15 protein-coding genes, 1 pseudogene and 1 other annotated feature are annotated in these 17050 nt (G+C 40.6%); of the genes and pseudogenes, 8 read left to right on the top strand and 8 right to left on the bottom strand.

The genetic code is table 11. From position 1 onward, the window contains the following. Nucleotides 1–139 precede the first annotated feature (139 nt). The 6 genes and pseudogenes from JOC77_RS17400 to fni all read left to right on the top strand — a co-directional run bounded on the left by JOC77_RS17400 (nucleotide 140) and on the right by fni (nucleotide 6227). On the top strand, nucleotides 140–1090 hold the full coding sequence (locus JOC77_RS17400; RefSeq protein ID WP_204546003.1) for an ABC transporter permease: 951 nt from the start codon (nucleotides 140–142) through the stop codon (nucleotides 1088–1090). Then, nucleotides 1083–2027: an iron chelate uptake ABC transporter family permease subunit gene (locus JOC77_RS17405; RefSeq protein WP_204546005.1), complete on the top strand. Its 945-nt coding sequence runs from the start codon at nucleotides 1083–1085 to the stop codon at nucleotides 2025–2027. Before JOC77_RS17400 ends, JOC77_RS17405 begins: the two co-directional genes overlap by 8 nt. Further along, nucleotides 2024–2782: an iron ABC transporter ATP-binding protein gene (locus tag JOC77_RS17410; RefSeq protein WP_204546007.1), complete on the top strand. Its 759-nt coding sequence runs from the start codon at nucleotides 2024–2026 to the stop codon at nucleotides 2780–2782. The genes JOC77_RS17405 and JOC77_RS17410 overlap by 4 nt, the downstream gene beginning before the upstream one ends. Nucleotides 2783–2823: 41 nt before the next feature. Then, a complete protein-coding gene (locus tag JOC77_RS17415; RefSeq protein WP_204546018.1) occupies nucleotides 2824–3777 on the top strand; it encodes a siderophore ABC transporter substrate-binding protein in 954 nt (317 codons plus the stop codon). A gap of 134 nt (nucleotides 3778–3911) precedes the next feature. After that, a pseudogene (locus tag JOC77_RS17420) lies at nucleotides 3912–4955 on the top strand (ATP synthase beta subunit C-terminal domain-containing protein). A 201-nt stretch (nucleotides 4956–5156) separates the two neighbouring features. After that, nucleotides 5157–6227 (top strand): type 2 isopentenyl-diphosphate Delta-isomerase, encoded by a 1071-nt coding sequence (fni, locus tag JOC77_RS17425; protein WP_377336451.1) that lies wholly within the window; start codon nucleotides 5157–5159, stop codon nucleotides 6225–6227. Between the two features lie 267 nt (nucleotides 6228–6494). Here fni and JOC77_RS17430 read toward each other — a convergent pair whose 3' ends face one another. Next, the gene (locus tag JOC77_RS17430; protein WP_204546022.1) at nucleotides 6495–7451 is read right to left on the bottom strand and encodes a YsnF/AvaK domain-containing protein; all 957 of its coding nucleotides are present in this window, start codon (nucleotides 7449–7451) and stop codon (nucleotides 6495–6497) included. A 118-nt stretch (nucleotides 7452–7569) separates the two neighbouring features. Further along, nucleotides 7570–9525 carry an alkaline phosphatase family protein gene (locus JOC77_RS17435; protein ID WP_204546032.1) on the bottom strand — a complete coding sequence of 652 codons (1956 nt, stop codon included), beginning with the start codon at nucleotides 9523–9525 and terminating at the stop codon, nucleotides 7570–7572. A gap of 153 nt (nucleotides 9526–9678) precedes the next feature. Beyond that, nucleotides 9679–9885, top strand: a binding site (T-box leader). Nucleotides 9886–10122: 237 nt separating this feature from the next. On the opposite strand from JOC77_RS17435, the gene proS reads away from it, so the two are divergent. Then, a complete protein-coding gene (gene proS / locus JOC77_RS17440) occupies nucleotides 10123–11553 on the top strand; it encodes a proline--tRNA ligase (RefSeq protein ID WP_204546035.1) in 1431 nt (476 codons plus the stop codon). Nucleotides 11554–11644: 91 nt separating this feature from the next. Here proS and JOC77_RS17445 read toward each other — a convergent pair whose 3' ends face one another. From JOC77_RS17445 to JOC77_RS17460, 4 genes are all read right to left on the bottom strand, one after another. Further along, nucleotides 11645–12010 carry a VOC family protein gene (locus JOC77_RS17445; protein ID WP_204546038.1) on the bottom strand — a complete coding sequence of 122 codons (366 nt, stop codon included), beginning with the start codon at nucleotides 12008–12010 and terminating at the stop codon, nucleotides 11645–11647. 84 nt (nucleotides 12011–12094) lie between these two features. Next, nucleotides 12095–12643, bottom strand: coding sequence for a cupin domain-containing protein (locus JOC77_RS17450; protein ID WP_204546040.1), 549 nt, complete (start codon nucleotides 12641–12643; stop codon nucleotides 12095–12097). 172 nt (nucleotides 12644–12815) lie between these two features. After that, complete coding sequence (locus JOC77_RS17455; protein WP_239558865.1) at nucleotides 12816–13499, bottom strand: amino acid ABC transporter permease; 684 nt, start codon at nucleotides 13497–13499, stop codon at nucleotides 12816–12818. Nucleotides 13500–13521: 22 nt separating this feature from the next. After that, on the bottom strand, nucleotides 13522–14361 hold the full coding sequence (locus JOC77_RS17460; protein WP_204546041.1) for a transporter substrate-binding domain-containing protein: 840 nt from the start codon (nucleotides 14359–14361) through the stop codon (nucleotides 13522–13524). Nucleotides 14362–14610: 249 nt separating this feature from the next. Between JOC77_RS17460 and JOC77_RS17465 the strand changes: the two genes are divergently transcribed. Then, nucleotides 14611–14835, top strand: a complete 225-nt coding sequence (locus JOC77_RS17465; protein ID WP_204546043.1) for an aldo/keto reductase — start codon at nucleotides 14611–14613, stop codon at nucleotides 14833–14835. Between the two features lie 205 nt (nucleotides 14836–15040). On the opposite strand, the gene JOC77_RS17470 is transcribed toward JOC77_RS17465, so the two are convergent. Then, nucleotides 15041–15499 (bottom strand): GNAT family N-acetyltransferase, encoded by a 459-nt coding sequence (locus tag JOC77_RS17470; protein ID WP_204546044.1) that lies wholly within the window; start codon nucleotides 15497–15499, stop codon nucleotides 15041–15043. A gap of 314 nt (nucleotides 15500–15813) precedes the next feature. Continuing rightward, a complete protein-coding gene (gene pdxT / locus JOC77_RS17475) occupies nucleotides 15814–16401 on the bottom strand; it encodes a pyridoxal 5'-phosphate synthase glutaminase subunit PdxT (protein WP_204546046.1) in 588 nt (195 codons plus the stop codon). Between the last annotated feature and the right edge of the window lie 649 nt (nucleotides 16402–17050).

Genomic DNA, 17050 nt, shown 5'->3' on the forward strand with positions numbered 1-17050 from the left:
ATTTCATTTGCGATTATCTCAAAATTAAGCCTTGTAATATAAGTAATATGTGTTTTTTTTTTAGTTTCATTGAGAATGTTTATCATTCTTAGATCAATAAAATAGCGGCCCATGGTTAGCATGAAAAGCAGGTTGGTTTATGAGAAAAATTCTATTGCTTCTATTATTAATATTACTTTCCATTACCTCTTTGTTTATTGGAGTAAAGGATGTAAGCCCGCTCGATCTTTTCCAGTTAAACAGGGAAAAGCAGGAGATTTTAATGATCAGCAGGGTACCGCGGCTTGTTTCTATTCTTTTGGCAGGGATCAGCATGAGCATATGCGGTTTAATCATGCAGCAGCTCAGCCGGAATAAGTTTGTTTCTCCTACGACTGCCGGTACCATGGATTCAGCACGATTAGGAATATTAGTTTCCATGATTATTTTCTCTTCCGCAACGATGATGCAGAAAATGATTATTGCCTCATTGTTTGCTTTAGCGGGTACCTTTCTATTCATGAAAATTCTCGACCGGATTAAGTTCAAAGATGCCATATTTATCCCGCTTGTTGGATTGATGCTAGGCAGTATTATATCCTCAATGACTACATTTTTTGCTTACAAATATGACTTGATCCAGAGTATTTCTGCATGGCTGCATGGTGACTTTTCCATGGTAATGGCGGGACGGTACGAAATGATTTACATAAGTGTACCGCTTGTGTTTATAGCCTATTTATTTGCCAATAAGTTTACTCTTGCAGGAATGGGTGAGGATTTCTCGATAAACTTAGGTCTAAATTATCGATTAATTGTTAACATTGGTTTGGTTATCGTCGCTTTATCTACTACATCTGTTATTTTAACGGTAGGTGCTATACCATTTTTAGGTTTAATTGTTCCGAATATTGTTTCCCTATATAACGGCGATAATTTGAAGAAAAACCTGTTCGACACTGCGCTGTTAGGAGCAGTATTCTTGCTCGCGTGCGACATCATTGGCCGGATCCTCATTTATCCGTATGAAATACCGATCGGTTTAACTGTAGGAGTTATAGGCAGTGGAATCTTTCTGTACTTACTGATGAGGAGCAAGGCTTATGCATAAGGTCAAACTAGGAATTTTATCAGCTATTTCACTAATCCTTATATTAATCTTTTTATTTACCGATATGGGAAACTATTGGGAGTACGTTGTACCGAAGCGTACGATTAAATTAATCGCCATTATCTTAACTGGTGTATCAATTGCTGTTTCAACCATCATATTTCAAACGATTACAAATAACCGTATCCTTACACCGAGTATTATTGGGCTGGATTCTTTATATATGCTCATTCAAACCTTTTTGATTTTTGCATTCGGATCAACAAGTGCAGTAGTAATGAATAAGAATATAAATTTTCTTCTGTGTGTAGGGATAATGGTTTTATTTGCCGGTCTGTTATATAAGTTCTTATTTAAAAAAGAGGGTCAGAACATTTACTTTCTCCTGCTGGTTGGGCTGGTTCTGGGGACGTTATTTCAAAGCTTCTCTTCCTTTATGCAGGTGATTATTGATCCGAATGAGTTTTTAGTAATACAGGACCGCATGTTCGCAAGCTTCAATAATATTCATACAGATCTGCTCACAATCTCTATAGTCCTTCTCGTTTTACTGGGCTGGTATTTATCTAGATTTATAAAGTATTTGGACGTTCTTGCACTTGGAAGAGAGCAGGCTATTAACCTGGGAGTCAGCTACGATCATGTAGTTAAGAGGCTTCTCATAGTAGTCGCGGTATTAATCTCTATATCTACTGCATTGGTGGGCCCGATTACGTTCCTGGGGCTGCTTGTTGCAAATGTGGCTTATCAGTATACCAAAACCTACAAACATATTACTTTGTTTGCCGGTTCTTCATTTCTAAGCATAATAGCTTTAGTCGGAGGAGTTCTTATTGTAGAAAGAGTATTCACCTTCTCCACAACGTTAAGCGTAATTATCAACTTTATAGGCGGAGTGTACTTCATATACTTACTGTTAAAGGAGAGCAAAGCATGATACAGATCAAAAATGTAACGAAACAATTCGGAAATAAAAGTGTAGTTGACAACGTCTCGCTGAATATAGCAAAAGGCAAGATCACTTCTTTTATCGGACCTAACGGAGCGGGCAAGAGTACTCTGCTTTCCATGATGAGCAGGCTTTCGGCAGTCGACAGCGGTGACATATACATCGACGACCAAAAGCTTTCTAAATGTAAGAGCAGTGAACTCGCAAAGAAAATCTCTATACTAAAACAGTCGAATCATATTGCAATTAAACTGACAGTCAGAGAATTAGTTTCATTCGGCCGGTTTCCTTATTCTCAGGGAAGGCTGACTAAGGAAGATTGGACATTTGTAGATGAAGCCATATCCTACATGGAGCTTACAGATATTCAGCATAAATATCTTGACCAGCTCAGCGGCGGCCAGCAGCAGAGAGCATATATTGCAATGGTCATTGCTCAGAATACCGAATATATCCTGCTTGATGAACCTCTTAACAATCTTGATATGAAACATTCTGTACAAATTATGAAGGTATTGCGCAGACTTACCGATGAATTAGGAAAAACAGTGGTCATTGTTATTCACGATATTAATTTTGCTTCGTGCTATTCAGATTACATAGTTGCCCTGAAGGATGGAAGGGTAGTTGAAGACGGAGCTGCTGAACATATTATTGACTCAGCGGTTCTACGGGGAATTTACGAAATGGATATTACGATACAAGATATTAATAACAACAAAATTTGTATGTATTACGCTTAATAAATATAGTTCAATAGTTTATAAAAAAAGGAGTGTTTCACATGAAACAAAGATTATCTTTATTATTGATCCTTTCTATTATCATGATTTTTACCGCTGCGTGCGGCAGTCAGGAAAAAGCATCAGGCTCAGCCAAAGGTAAAGATTCGGAAGATATAGTGGTAAAACATCAGTTAGGCGAGTCAAAAGTAAAGAAGAATCCTAAGAAAGTGGTAATTATGGACTTAGGAACGCTCGATACTTTGGATAAGTTTGGTCTTGAAGACTCTATTGCTGGGGTGCCACAACAGAACCTCCCTGTTTACCTTGAAACATATAAGGATAAAGAATATAAAAATATCGGCAGTTTAAAGGAACCAGACTTTGAAGCCATTAATGAAATCAAGCCGGATTTAATTATCATTTCAGGGAGACAGCAAGATTTATATGATAAATTTGAAGAAATAGCTCCTACCATCTTCATGGGAATCGATAATAAAAACTTTATGAAGTCGTTTGAAGGTAATGTTCATACACTGGCAAAAATTTTTGGTAAAGAAGAACAGGCTGAAAAGGAACTTGCTGCCATTGAAAGTACAGTAGCTGATATTAAGAAAAAAGCTGAAGAAAATCATGCAAAGGCTCTTATCACGTTAACAGCTGGCGGTAAAGTAACTGCTTTTGGTCCTGAGTCCCGCTTTGGCCTGATACATGATGTGCTCGGCATCCATTCAGCAGCTGATAAGATTGAGGCTGACCCAACTCATGGCCAAAACATTTCCATGGAATTTATCGCAGAAACAAACCCGGATATCTTATATGTTATAGATAGAGATGCCGCTGTTGGTGAAGGCAACAATGCAAAAAAAGTTATTGAAAACCAGCTTGTTAAGAAAACGAAAGCTTATACAAATGATAAAATTGTATACCTTGATCCTGGATATTGGTACCTTTCAGGCGGCGGACTGGTATCCGTGTCAGAAATGATGAAAGAAGCTCAAAAAGGAATAGAATAAAGTAAAAAGCTGTCCGTCCTTGTTGATGGACAGCTTTTTACTTTACGGAAATGATATTACTCTTAAAAGTAATGCTGACCTTGAATTTATTTGATAAAACAATTACTCTAAGAAATAACGGGGAGGGCGGAACTTTGGAAAACTTAAAATTGAATGTAGCTCTGCTAGACGGAGAGTTCCTAATTTAACCACTGCTGCAAAGTCAGTCGGGCTGCGCCCGGCGACGGTTTCTAATCTTTGCACTGGCAAAATTCCTGTTGAGCGATCAGAAGTAAGAACACTGGTTGCATTGGCTGACCTTGCTGAATGCAGACTTGATGAATTAATTATTAGAGCGGAAAAAGTCGATATGATTGAGACGGGTATTAAAATCCTGGATGTATTTGCACCGCTTGCAGCAGGAGGCACGGTCGGTCTGATAGCAAGGCCGGGGATGGGCCAACTAGTAGTTCTGGCCGAAATGTTCTACCGGCTGAAACAAAAAGGGTTCACAATTGTTCTCCTTAAGCCGGAAGGAAACCCTCCGGAAATATATGATTTGCTGGATGAAGTAGATATTGCTGTGAATTCCATTAAAGAAGCTTGACCAGATGTCTGCTCTCGGTTCAGGAATAGATATCGCCTTTGCTGCAGACCGGTCCCACGTAATCTCAGGAGACATTCTTAAACTCCATGAGCAGCTGCAGGATAAGGGGCTGGACCGGGTAACAACGTTTCTTGTGGATTTAAAAGGTGAAGCAGTAGATGAAGACCTGCCTTTTGGGCCTCTGGAAACATTATGGCACTTTGATGCGGATTTAGCGGCGAGACATAAGTATCCGGCGGTAAATCCCCTGTACTCGACTTCGTCTGTACTTGAGGGAGCCCATCTTGATCAGAATCATCTTTCCATCCAGCAGCGGGCGCAAAAGCTGCTGCGCAGATATCGCGAGCTGCGTTCCCTGGTAAGCGCGCGAGGCGTAGAAAAACTTCCGGCTGCTGAAATGCAAACCTACAAAAGGGGAGAAAGACTTGAAGCGTATTTAACTCAGTCTTTTTATGTTGCAGAACCTTTCACTGAGAAAGCGGGTGTGACAGTCAGCGTCCAAGAATCCCTTCAGGACATCCGGAAAATTCTCGATGGGGCCGTTGACTCGGAAGAAGTAGATGAACTGGACTATATTGGTACTTTGGGTTAATCTTTAAGGAATGAAATAAAAGCGAGCTCTTTTCATTAACAGCGAAAAGAGCTTTTTTAATGGCGTCCGTTTCTGGGAATTTAGCGGCTGTATGGAGTATAGTTTAGTAACATGACAGCAACGGTAAATCGGCATCCATAGATGTTCGTATGCAGTCAATATAAATAGGGAAACTAAAGAATAAGGTGTGGAGATGAACTCCTGTTATATCTACATAAAAGGGGCTGTTTTCTTGTGAAACCAAGCAATTCCATAAGTGATAGAAAAAATGAACATATAAGGATTAGTCTGGAAGAAGACGTCTCCAGTAAAAATATTACAACCGGTCTTGAAAAATACCGTTTTATTCACCAGGCCCTGCCAGAGCTGGATTTTAAAGATATTAATTTATCATCTTCCTTTTTAGGGAAAAGGGTAAAAACCCCATTTGTGATAAGCTCGATGACAGGCGGTACACAGCAGGCAATGGAGATTAACAAAAACCTGGCGTTAGCTGCACAGGCTAGAGGCTGGTCTATGGGTTTGGGGTCTACGAGGGCTGCGCTCGAAAGTCCAGAACAGGCTTATACCTTTCAGGTAAGAAAATATGCACCCCATATTCCTTTGTTTGCAAATTTAGGAGCAGTCCAGCTTAATTATGGCTTTACCATGGATGATTGCAGAAAAATTATAGCATTAACAGAAGCAGACGCACTGGTTCTTCATTTAAACAGCCTTCAAGAGGTATTTCAAACAGGTGGAGATACCAATTTTAAAGGATTAATGACGAAAATTGAATCTCTTTGTACCCATTTGGATGTCCCTGTTGGGATTAAGGAAGTCGGCTGGGGGATCGATGGAGTTTTAGCAAAGAAATTGTCGGAATTAGGAGTGTCATTTATAGATTCGGCAGGTTCTGGAGGAACTTCCTGGAGCCAGGTAGAAAAGCTCCGTTCTGCAGACCCTCTCAAAATAAAAGCAGCAGAAGCTTTCATAGACTGGGGAATTCCTACTTCAGAGTGCATTGTAAGTGCAAGAAAACATGGATATTCAGGAATGCTTCTTGCAAGCGGAGGGATTACCAATGGAGTAGAAGCCGCTAAAGCAATTGCTTTAGGAGCAGATTTAGCAGGATTCGGACGCTCTATCCTTCATCGGGCAGCAGAATCTTCAGATGCTCTTATCAACCTCCTTAATCTCATAGAATTAGAATTCAAGATTGTTATGTTCGGAATTGGCGCTGAATCGATGAACCAGCTTAAAAACACCCCTTATTTAATAAAAGCTCTTTAGGAAAAAGCTCTATGTCGAATAGGGCTTTTTAATTTGTCTTTTTTTTGTATTTCTCGGGAAATATTGTAGAAAGCTATGGTAGGAAATGAAGAATTGTTAACGGAGCAAATCACGGACAGGACAGATCAGCACCTGTGTTCAACATAGGTGTGGTTAAACCTGCTGTTAAACGAAGGGTGCAGCTTCACTAAACACTCTTCCTGGGATTCGGTGCAAAAAATAGCTTGAAAAAACCGCCGGCAGATGTCCGGCGGTTTTTTGTATGAATTAGAATCTATCGTCTGTTTTATTAAAGGTATGGTCGCCCTCTACCTTCGTGCTGCCAGTAGTATCAAGTGTTGCATCTTCCTTTTTAACCGTTTCAGAAACCTGTTTTGTTTCTTCTACAGTGCGTTTACCAATGACAATTTCGTCAGTAACGACTGGTTTCTTAGTAACTTCAATTTGTTCCTCAACAATAGGGACTTTAATGGTTTCATTTTCATCAACCGTGCTGTCAAAAGCTGCACCTTCTTCATGTACTGGGCGGCGTTCAACGTAAACTTCCTCACGTTTAACTGGTACTTCCATTGTTTGACGTTCTTCATATACTTCTTTATTTACTTCTACTTCACCTGTTTGAACTTCTCGTTTACTTACATTCAGTTGTTCTTCGCGAAGTCTTAGAGTTCGTTCCTCTTCTGTTTCATCTAACCGGTCGTTTAATCCAAAGGTGCCGCCGGTCACTGTTGAGTCGTAATCTGTTGTACCTGCAGCTGTTCCTGTAAAGGATCCTGCAGCAGTTCCGGTAAGGGTTGAGTCATAAGCTGGGCTGTTTGTATTTAAGCCTGTATCAGATCCGTAAGTTCCTGTTCCAAGAGATACATCTCCGCTTCCTTCTACAACCAGCAGATATTTGCCGTTATCCAGGTGCGAATTATATTCTGTTTCTTCAGTATGTGATAAATTCAGGCTTGAGAGGCGGTTTCTGGTTGAATCGGTTGTTTCATCCATCGCGAAAAAGTCTTTAACTTTATCCCAAAAAGAATCTCCTTCATGATAGGAATTAGTAGAGTTAACGCCATTATCTACTGTTGCTCCAGCCCGATTTTCAAGAATCTCATTATCTCTCCTATTCGTGATAACCGAAATTTGATCTGTATTATAACCTTGTGAAGTTAATTCTCTAATTGCTTCCACCGTTTCCTGTTGTGAATCGAATACACCAACAACTTGTTTTACCATTGTGTTTTCCTCCTTAACACCTAAATAAGTTAGATGATTTGTTTTTTTTGGCTACAGGCTTTGTTTACCCGGTTAAATAAGAGATAAACTGATTTTAAAATTGGTAAAATTTTATTTATTAATTTGTCAAGCCCTTTTTTTCAACGAAAGAAGGCTTTTTTAGCTCTAACAATTCATAGATAGTCGGGGCAACTTTTAGATTTGTCATAGAGTTTATATTTTTTTGAGCAGGAAATTCCTGTCCGGCTGCCAGGAACACAGGACGCAGCTTTTCCCTTGATGGATCACCGCCGTGGGTTCCTAATTCAATCGCTGGCTTTATACTTTTATCCGCGGAACTGCCCATGATATAGCCGGGAGCACCTATTAAGACAACATCGCCTGAATTGGCATGGCCAAAATTTTTATTTTTAGGTGTTACTTTTATGATCTTTTCATATGGATGCACATTTCCGCCGAAGGTGCTTTCCCACATATTTTTGGAATGCTCTTTCACCAGATTGAAAGAAAACCCTTCTATTCGAGTGCCTGAGTATAATTCTTTTAGTTCATAGGAAAGGACAGCACCTTTTTTATGTCTTTTAACCTTAGCCTCTTTAAATGCTTGTACAACGTTGGATCGCACCTGATTATATTCCTTCTTGCTCACCACTCCGCCTTTTTCTCTTGATAGAAGATTAATATACACATGGGCGATGGAACTGCTTGGCACTGCATATGCTTTTGACTTTTTGTAATCGATTTGATTATTTTTATCAACTTTTAATAGCCCTGCATCCTTTAATAGCTTATTAGGCTCTAGAGTAGAATGGGCAGGCTCCATACCATGGTCAGATACAATGAGCAGGTGATCGTTTTCTTTAAGTGAATTCATCGTTTTTCCTGCCACCTTGTCAGCCAGACGGTAGGACCATTCTATATATTTTGAATAAGCTTTAGATTTTTCTTTTGAATAGCCTGGCTGCCGCGGGTCGGTTAATAGATACTTATGCTGCTCATGGTCAATTTGGGGGCCGTAAAACATGACTAAATCAGGATTGTGTTTATGTTTAATATAAAGAGAAACGTCGGTTATCCACATAACAAACCGGCTGCTGATCTCTTGATATTCCTTACGGGTAATCCACCCTTTTTCAAGAGAGGCATTATCATCCTGGGCGGGAAAGAAGCCAAATCTGCTTTTTATCTCATGCGCAAATCCTTTTGGACCTTCTATTAACCCTGAAGTGACCGCGGTCCGGTACATAGGGATGCTGTCCGTGAGATCGGTGTTATTAGACCGGATTTTAAACCAAAAGCCAGCAGTTTTGCTGTCTGTTACTTTTAATACAAGGGATCCCCATTTCTTCCCTTTTGTAAAAGAGTCTCCTGCATCAACCTGCTTGTCCTCAGAAATAATATAAGATTCATAGTTTTGTTTATGATCATTGGTAGAATCCAAGGCTAGTATATGAATCATATGGTTTTTTCCTTTTTCTACTTTAATAGAAAGATCGGACTCTTTAAGCGGACTGAAACTTTTGGGTACATTGTTCCAATCAGAGGCTTGATTAAATTTTAACGATTTCTGAGAAGCAGGGGACCATGTTTCGCCATAGAAAATAGAGTAATCACCCTGTTTTCCATCCTTTGGATTAGCGCCCGGAAAAGCAATGGTTGCAGTGGTTTTTCCCTGTTTCCTAGCTTCTACCCATACAGGAGGCACTGCCAGCTTTGTCTGGAAGGCGTCGTCTTTATTGGTTAGAATTTTATTGGATTCGTGCCATTGGTTACTGACTATTCCTGTTTTTGCAGGCCTGGATCCTGTTGCTATGGCTGCGTGGGAGGGAGCGGTAAGGGAAGGGGTGACCGTGGAGGTTTTTTCTGCCATCACACCTTTTTCAGTTAATCGTTTAATGTTCGGCAATTTACCCTCATTTAAATATTGTTTAGTTAAGTCATTTCTCATTCCATCAAAGGAAATTAATACTACCTTATTTTTCTTACTCTCAGAAGTTTTAGCCTGTGCTGCATCTTCTATGGAAAGCAGGCTCATACTGATTAAACCTGCTGTTAATATTATTTTTTTAAACATATGGGTTCCTCCAAATCTTAGGTGTACCTATCTTTACCTAACCTTTACAAAATTGAAACAGTTTCTTTTCAATAGGATAAAAAAGTTTTTTCCAAAAAAGGTTAATACTCATTTGACAGATTATGGGGGAAATTAATATAATTTCAAGAAATAACTGAAACAGTGATAAGGATTAGTAAATTGTAAACGTCTATGCAGAGAGGAAACCAGTGGCTGAGAGGTTTCTATAGACCGGCATTTGAACCTGCCTTTGAGTTCTTTATCAAGTGAAGATATAAGCGGGTCCATCCGTTATCATGGGAAGAGTGTAAAGCATTGCTTTAAATGAGGGTGGTACCGCCAAAGACCTTGGTCCCTCTTCTATGAGCAGGGCTTTTTTTATAAGCTCTGTTAAACTTGCCTGTTGTTTCCGCTGCAGGCACTCGCTTTCCGCGGGCGGTCGGGAGCCTCCTCGGCGTGAAACGCCTGTGGGGTCTCCCTTGACTCGCTTTTCCCGCAGGAGTCTCGCGCCTTCCGCTCCAATCAACATAAGTGCCAATATCAACATTGAGCTTTAACAGAGCCTTTTTATAAAAAAATAACAGGGGTGCAAAAAGAATGGCAAAAGAATTTGTTAAAGATGTAACAGCGATGGATGAAGATTTTGCAAGGTGGTACACCGATGTCGTAACAAAAGCCGATTTAATTGATTACTCGAGCGTAAGAGGCTCCATGATTATCCGCCCATATGGCTATGCTTTATGGGAAAATATCAAGCAGGAACTAGACACTCGCTTTAAAGAAACGGGTCATGAAAATGTCTATATGCCGTTATTTATTCCCGAGAGCCTGCTTCAAAAGGAGAAGGACCATATCGAAGGTTTTGCGCCTGAGGTGGCATGGGTCACACACGGGGGTGAAGAAAAGCTGGCCGAGAGACTGTGTGTCCGCCCAACTTCAGAGGTACTGTTTGCCGAGCATTATAGAAACATCATCCATTCCCATAGAGATTTGCCAAAGCTTTATAATCAATGGTCTAATGTTGTCCGCTGGGAGAAAACAACGCGCCCCTTTTTAAGAACACTGGAGTTTTTATGGCAGGAAGGGCATACCTGCCACTCAACGGACGAGGAAGCATTAGAAGAAACCGTAAGGATGCTTGAAGTGTATGCAGAGGTTTGTGAAAAGGTATTAGCCATTCCAGTTGTAAAAGGGCAGAAAACGGATAAAGAAAAATTTGCAGGTGCGAAGCTGACTTATACCATCGAGAGCTTAATGCATGATGGAAAGGCTTTACAGTCTGGCACTTCTCACCACTTAGGCCAAGGGTTCGCAAAGGCATTTGGTATCCAGTTTACGGACAGAGAGGGCAAGCTTCAGTACGTTCACCAGACTTCATGGGGCTTTACAACCCGCATCATCGGAGCCATGATTATGGTACATGGGGATGACAGAGGATTAGTCATTCCGCCGAATGCAGCTCCAATCCAGCTTATGATTGTGCCGATCGCCCAGCATAAGGAAGGTGTCCTCGACTATGCGTACCAGCTGAAGAACAGTCTTTCTAAAGTCCTTCGTGCAGATATAGATGCGAGTGACAAAAAACCGGGCTGGAAATTTAATGAATACGAAATGAAAGGAATACCTTTGCGCCTTGAGGTAGGTCCAAAGGATATTGAAAAAAATCAAGTGGTTCTGGCCAGACGCGATACCGGCGAGAAGATCATTGTTGCTGCTGATTCTATTGAATCCACCGTCCATGAGCTTCTTGAAGACATTCAACAGAACTTATACCGGAAAGCAATAGAGCATAGAGAACAAAAAACAACACCTGCCGTCACCTTGGAAGAACTAAAGCAGATCGTAGAAACAAAAGCGGGGTTCATTAAAGCTATGTGGTGCGGTGATAGAGCGTGCGAAGACCAAATAAAAGAAGAGACAGGGGCCACCTCCAGATGCATACCAATCGAACAGGAGAAGGTGTCTGAACAATGTGTCTGCTGCGGCAGGAAGGCTCTTCAGATGGTATATTGGGCGAAAGCTTATTAATCCGTTGGACTCGCTCAGTGGGAAAATGAAATATATATATGCAAAAAAGCTGCTATACCACAGGGTACGGCAGCTTTTTTCTTTGAGCAGCTTATTTCTGGTAATTAAGAAGCCAGCCAATTCCAAATTGGTCAATTAAGTTGGCGTGAATGGCGCCCCAAAACGTATCCTGAAGTTCAACTGTGACGGTACCGCCCTGACTTAACGAGTGGTATACCTTTCGAATTTCGTCTTCCGTTTCACATTCAAGAGAGATCCGGATCTGATCGCCATTAGTAACTTTGCCAAATGAATCAGAAAAGTGAATCACGCTTACCCCTAAATGAAGCTCTGCATGCAAGCATTTGCCCTCTTCTGTATTTTGGACATTTTTAATTTCGCCGCCAAGTAAGCTCTGGTAATGCTTCATTACTTGCTGGCAATTATCGATAAATATATAAGGACTAGCACTTTTCATTTTCATATCCTCCCCGGTAAAGCTTTACTAATTCTATCGTACATGAAAGGATTCCCGGAAACAAACTTATGCAAGAAAGCGGTCTTAACGTATTTTTATATCTATAGCTTCTACAGGAGGCTCGGGCCTTTTATTTACCCAGGATTCAAAAAGCGGTCCATCCACTCCATAAACAGGATCTTTGTCTGGCAGCGGAACCTGTTTGATGTCTTCTATCGCTGCTATTCTTTCTTCTTGTTTTCCGGTTCGAAGGTTATGCTCCATGCCGTCTGGATAAGCTCCCGCTACTTCGAAATCAGGGCTTGATGAAATGTTTATATGGCCCGTGCCGGCTGGGAGTACGAGGACGTCACCCTCTGTGACATCAAATTCTTTTCCAGCTTCCCCGCCAAGCTTAATACGCGCATGTCCTTTTATAACACCTAGGACTTCGTGAGTATTACTATGGAAATGGTGATAATTAAAAACTCCGCCTGTCCAGCTGTTAAGCCAATTATTTTTATTAAAAATCTTCTCTATATCACTTTCTTTGCCTTTAAATGCCCCTGAATAAATAATCACAGGCAAAGAGGGGTTATTAGGAATCGTTCCATCTTCCTCGAACATAAACGTCTGGACTTCAAGCTTTTCCATACATATCCCTCAATTCATCTTTTGGTAGGGAATTTCCCCTTAATAATGAAATTTAAACAAACGTTTAATTAGTTTTTTAAATTATGAGGTAAACCAAAATTTTTTATATTGAAAATAAAAAAGTCCCTGTCCGCTTGGGAACAGAGACTAGGGTAAGAGTTAGTCAGATATATTAAGTTTTAGTATATACGCTGAATTTTCGTTCTAGAAACTCCTGATATATAGATACCAGTGTGCAGATTCCCCAATAAATCAGGGCTACAACGATGTACATAGTCATGTAGTCGAATTCCCTGCCTCCGACAATCTTTGCCTTTTGAAAAAGTTCAGGAACTGTAATCATGGCAGCCAGCGAAGATGCTTTAATCAGATCTAGCAGTACATTGGCCAGCGGAGGGACGGCAATTCGGACAGCTTGAGGAAGGATGATTCCCTTTAATGTCTGCCAGTAAGATAATCCCAGAGAAGACGCAGCTTCCCATTGACCTTTATCAATGGAGGTAATAGCTGAACGGTTAATTTCTGCCATATAGGCAGCGCTATTAAGGCTGAAACCAATCACGGCAGCGGTTACGGCACTAAACTCTATTCCAATCACAGGAAATCCAAAGTATAGCAGGAAGAGAACTACAAGAATAGGAACCCCTCTCATGAAGGAGATGTAGGCTCTTGCCGGCCAGCGCAAGAAAGGCGTTTTAGAGGTCCGCCCCAATGCTAAAAAAAAGCCGATTACTAATCCAACTGCCATGCTTACGAAAGAAATCAGCAGGGTATATCCAATTCCCTGAAGAATATAGGGGAGTGATTCTAAGGCTAACTGAGGATTAAAAAGGTATTCCCAATGTATATTCTCCATGATTCCTCTCCCTTACTATCCTTTAGTCCTGGAACTCTACATCTGGTTTTTTAGATACGTCAGCGCCTTCATAGTATTGCTTAGACAACTTAGCTAAAGTTCCGTCCTGCTTCATTTCATCAAGTGCCTCGTTCATTTTATCAGCAAGCTCAGTGCTGCCTTTTTTCAAAATAATAGCCTGGTTATTAGGATAATATTTGATATCCGGATGAATCGTGATATCTAATTCCTTATAAAAACCTGCTGCTAATCTTTGAAGGTAGTAGTCGTTTAAAATAACATCAGTGCGGCCAGCTGCCAGGTCTTTCATATATTGATCACTTGAAGCATTATCATAGATAACTTCTTTTGCTCCATGCTTGCGGGCAATTTCCATAAATACCGTGGTTGCCTCTCCCGCGGCTTTTTTACCTTTTAAATCATGCAGCGTTTTAATCCCGGATAAATCACTCTTCCGTACCATTGCGGTTCCATAAGAATATTTGTATGGTTTCGTAAAATCAAATTTTTCCTTACGGTCATCCGTAATCGAAATGTCGTTAGCTGCCAGATCAACTTTTCCGCTGTTAACAGATGCTAACATACCGTCAAATGCCATTTCTGAAAACTCAACTTTTAGCTTCAATCTTTTAGCTGCTTCACGAACAAGCTCTACCTCATAGCCAGTGAGTTCTTTTGTTTTTTCATCATGATAAGAAGTAGGGTATAGTGTACCGGAAGTTGCCACCACAATCTTGCCTTCTTTTTTAATTTGATCCCAGGCAGTGGTTTCCTTCTTTTCTTTATTTCCGCCATTTCCGCATGCTGCAATCACAAGGGAAATGGTTAGTATAAGAACGATAGCAGTAAATCTCTTAAACATGTAAATCCTCCTTTAATCTGTTAATTCATTCAAAACATTAGCATGTGTTACAGGAATCCGCAAATGTTAAAAAATTTTGAAAAAACCTTCCAAACCTTATTATAATAAGGTTTAGGAAAAATATGTCTAAATGTTGGAAGTCTTTTGCTTTGAGATATAGGAGATTAGGAAATTCGGGGTTAAAAGTAAGTGAAATAAGTCTGTGCAGCTACTTAACGTTTTAATTCAATTTATATCAATTATTAAAAGTTGGAAAAGGCAATTCAATTAGAAACTGTATCGAAGGAGCTAGGTTCGACTCATTCACAGCAGGCTATATCTTGGGGGCTTGGAAACAAAAATGTATCAAATGCATTAGCAGGCGCTTCATCTCTCGAGCAAATAGAAGAGGAGACTACTAATTTCCTTGAACTTCCTGACACAATCATGACCAAAATAGATCGTATACTAGACATTAAAATCACCTTCATGTGAAGGTGATTTCCAGGCTGTCGACAAAGTCGACAGCTATTTTTTATTAATATTTACCCCTCAATATATAGTGCTTAACTTTAAGAAAAGCCACCATATATGCAAGAAATAAATTGACAAACCTCATTTTTCGAGACAAAGTTTGTTTGAAATTGATTTTGTCTACACTCTGAAATCACCTTCATGTGAAGGTGATTTCTTTAGACATTCAGCTTTGTTGATCGTTCGATACAATCAAATTATAAGAAATAAATTCCGTTTCCTGCTGATATCCGTATTTTTCATAGAGGCTTTGTGCCGAAGTATTTTCATTCGCCGTCTGCAAGGAAAGCCCTTTTGCTCCAGACTTAATCGCATACTCCTTAGCAGCATCCAATAATTGCTTTCCTACACCCAGTTTTCTTGCATTTTCATGAACGTACAGATCGTTGAGGATGAGTGACCTTTTCATTGATACGGAAGAAAAAGAAGGATATAACTGGGTGAAGCCAGCATATCTGCCTTCTTTGACAGCTGTAAAAATAATAGAGTCCCGATTGATAAGCCTTTCGGTTATAAATGCCCTCGCAGCTTTTAGATCAGAGGGCTGCTCGTAAAATACCCGGTACAGGTTAAAGATTTCGGAAATGCCATCCAGATCATTAATAGTAGCCTGATAAATTTTCATGGTACACCTCATATCATTTTTTTAGACTAGAAGAATGGCAATTACGTGGAGTTTTTCTGGATGAAAAGGTCTTGTAGATTATGTATTTAATCAGCTTCCGCTATAGGAACAGCTGTTTTTTTACTTAAAAGCTCTGTTAAACATGCCTGTTGATTTCCGCTGCAGGCACTCGCTTTCCGCGGGCGGTCCGGGAGCCTCCTCGGCGTAAAACGCCTGTGGGGTCTCCCTTGACTCGCTTTTCCCGCAGGAGTCTCGCGCCCTCCGTTCCAATCAACATAGTGCCATTATCAACATTGAGCTTTAACAGAGCCTACTTAAAACGGAGCACTTACGGATTGCTCTACCATTTCTAAAAAGATGAGTAACACTCCAGGGTCTTCTGTTAACTCAGGGTGGAAGGAGCAGACAAGAAGGTGGTCCTGCTTAGCCATAACAATCTTATCCTCGTAGCGGGCTAATACCTCTACTTCACTGCCTGCTTGTTCAATGTAAGGGGCACGGATAAAAACAGCAGGAAAGGGATTTAATAGCCCCTCAATAGAAAGCTCCGCTTCAAAACTCTCTTTCTGGCGGCCGAACGCGTTTCTTTGTACAGTTATATCCATAACACCTAGATGGCGGTCTTCCGTTCCGGATAGCCGCTCAGCAAGCAGCACCATCCCTGCACATGTTCCAAATATCGGCTTCTTTAATGCAGAAAATGCCTGGATTTTTTCAATAAATCCATAGTGATCCATAAGTTTTCTGATTGCCGTACTTTCGCCGCCAGGAATAATTAAAGCATCCACCTCATCTAATTGGCGGGGCAGTTTAATGACAGTTCCTTCATGGCCTGCAAGCATAATACTCTTGAGATGTTCCTCCACAGCACCCTGTAGTCCAAGGACACCAATTGTTGCCATAGTGATTACTTCCTTTCATGATAAGGCAAAGACGGTGCTGGGTTGCAGGGAGCACCGTTTTGGCTTTATTTATGTTATTGAAGTGATTCAATAAAAAGCACATACCTTCATTATCTGTGCGAAGAACTTTCCTCTACCTCTAACTCACTTAGTTTGTTTTGTCCTTCGCCACTTGTATGAAGGACCTTTTTTAACTCAAATAGTTAATTTTGTACTTGAAAAGAACCGTTCTTCGCTTTTCTTGTTGTCCAGCTGCGAACTGACACCTTCGGTCATAAGCTAATCGCCATCAAAAGGCAAGAGCGGCCTTTCGCTGTCGCCTGTCTTATGCCTGGCTAACGCATAAGTGCGACTAAGCTTCTGTCTTCGCTAACACTCGCCAATCAGCAAGTCTACTTTATCAGGTGTCTGCTTTTCATTTACTGTTTTTATTTAACTTTTTTAGGATCATCATGGTTCTTTAATAAAAGATTATTAGAAAAGCACCGTTCTTCGCTTTTCGTGTTGTCCAGCTGCAAGCTGAGACCCTCGTGTCATAAGCCAGGCCAGCTATGGGAAGAAACACCGCTTCCCATGGTCTTATGCATGGGTCTCTGCCTTCCAAATAAGTTTTCTACTTACCGGTATAATGGCTATCATTGAGGTCTAT

This window comes from Peribacillus deserti (assembly GCF_016909175.1).
Lineage (GTDB): Bacteria > Bacillota > Bacilli > Bacillales > DSM-1321 > Paraperibacillus > Paraperibacillus deserti.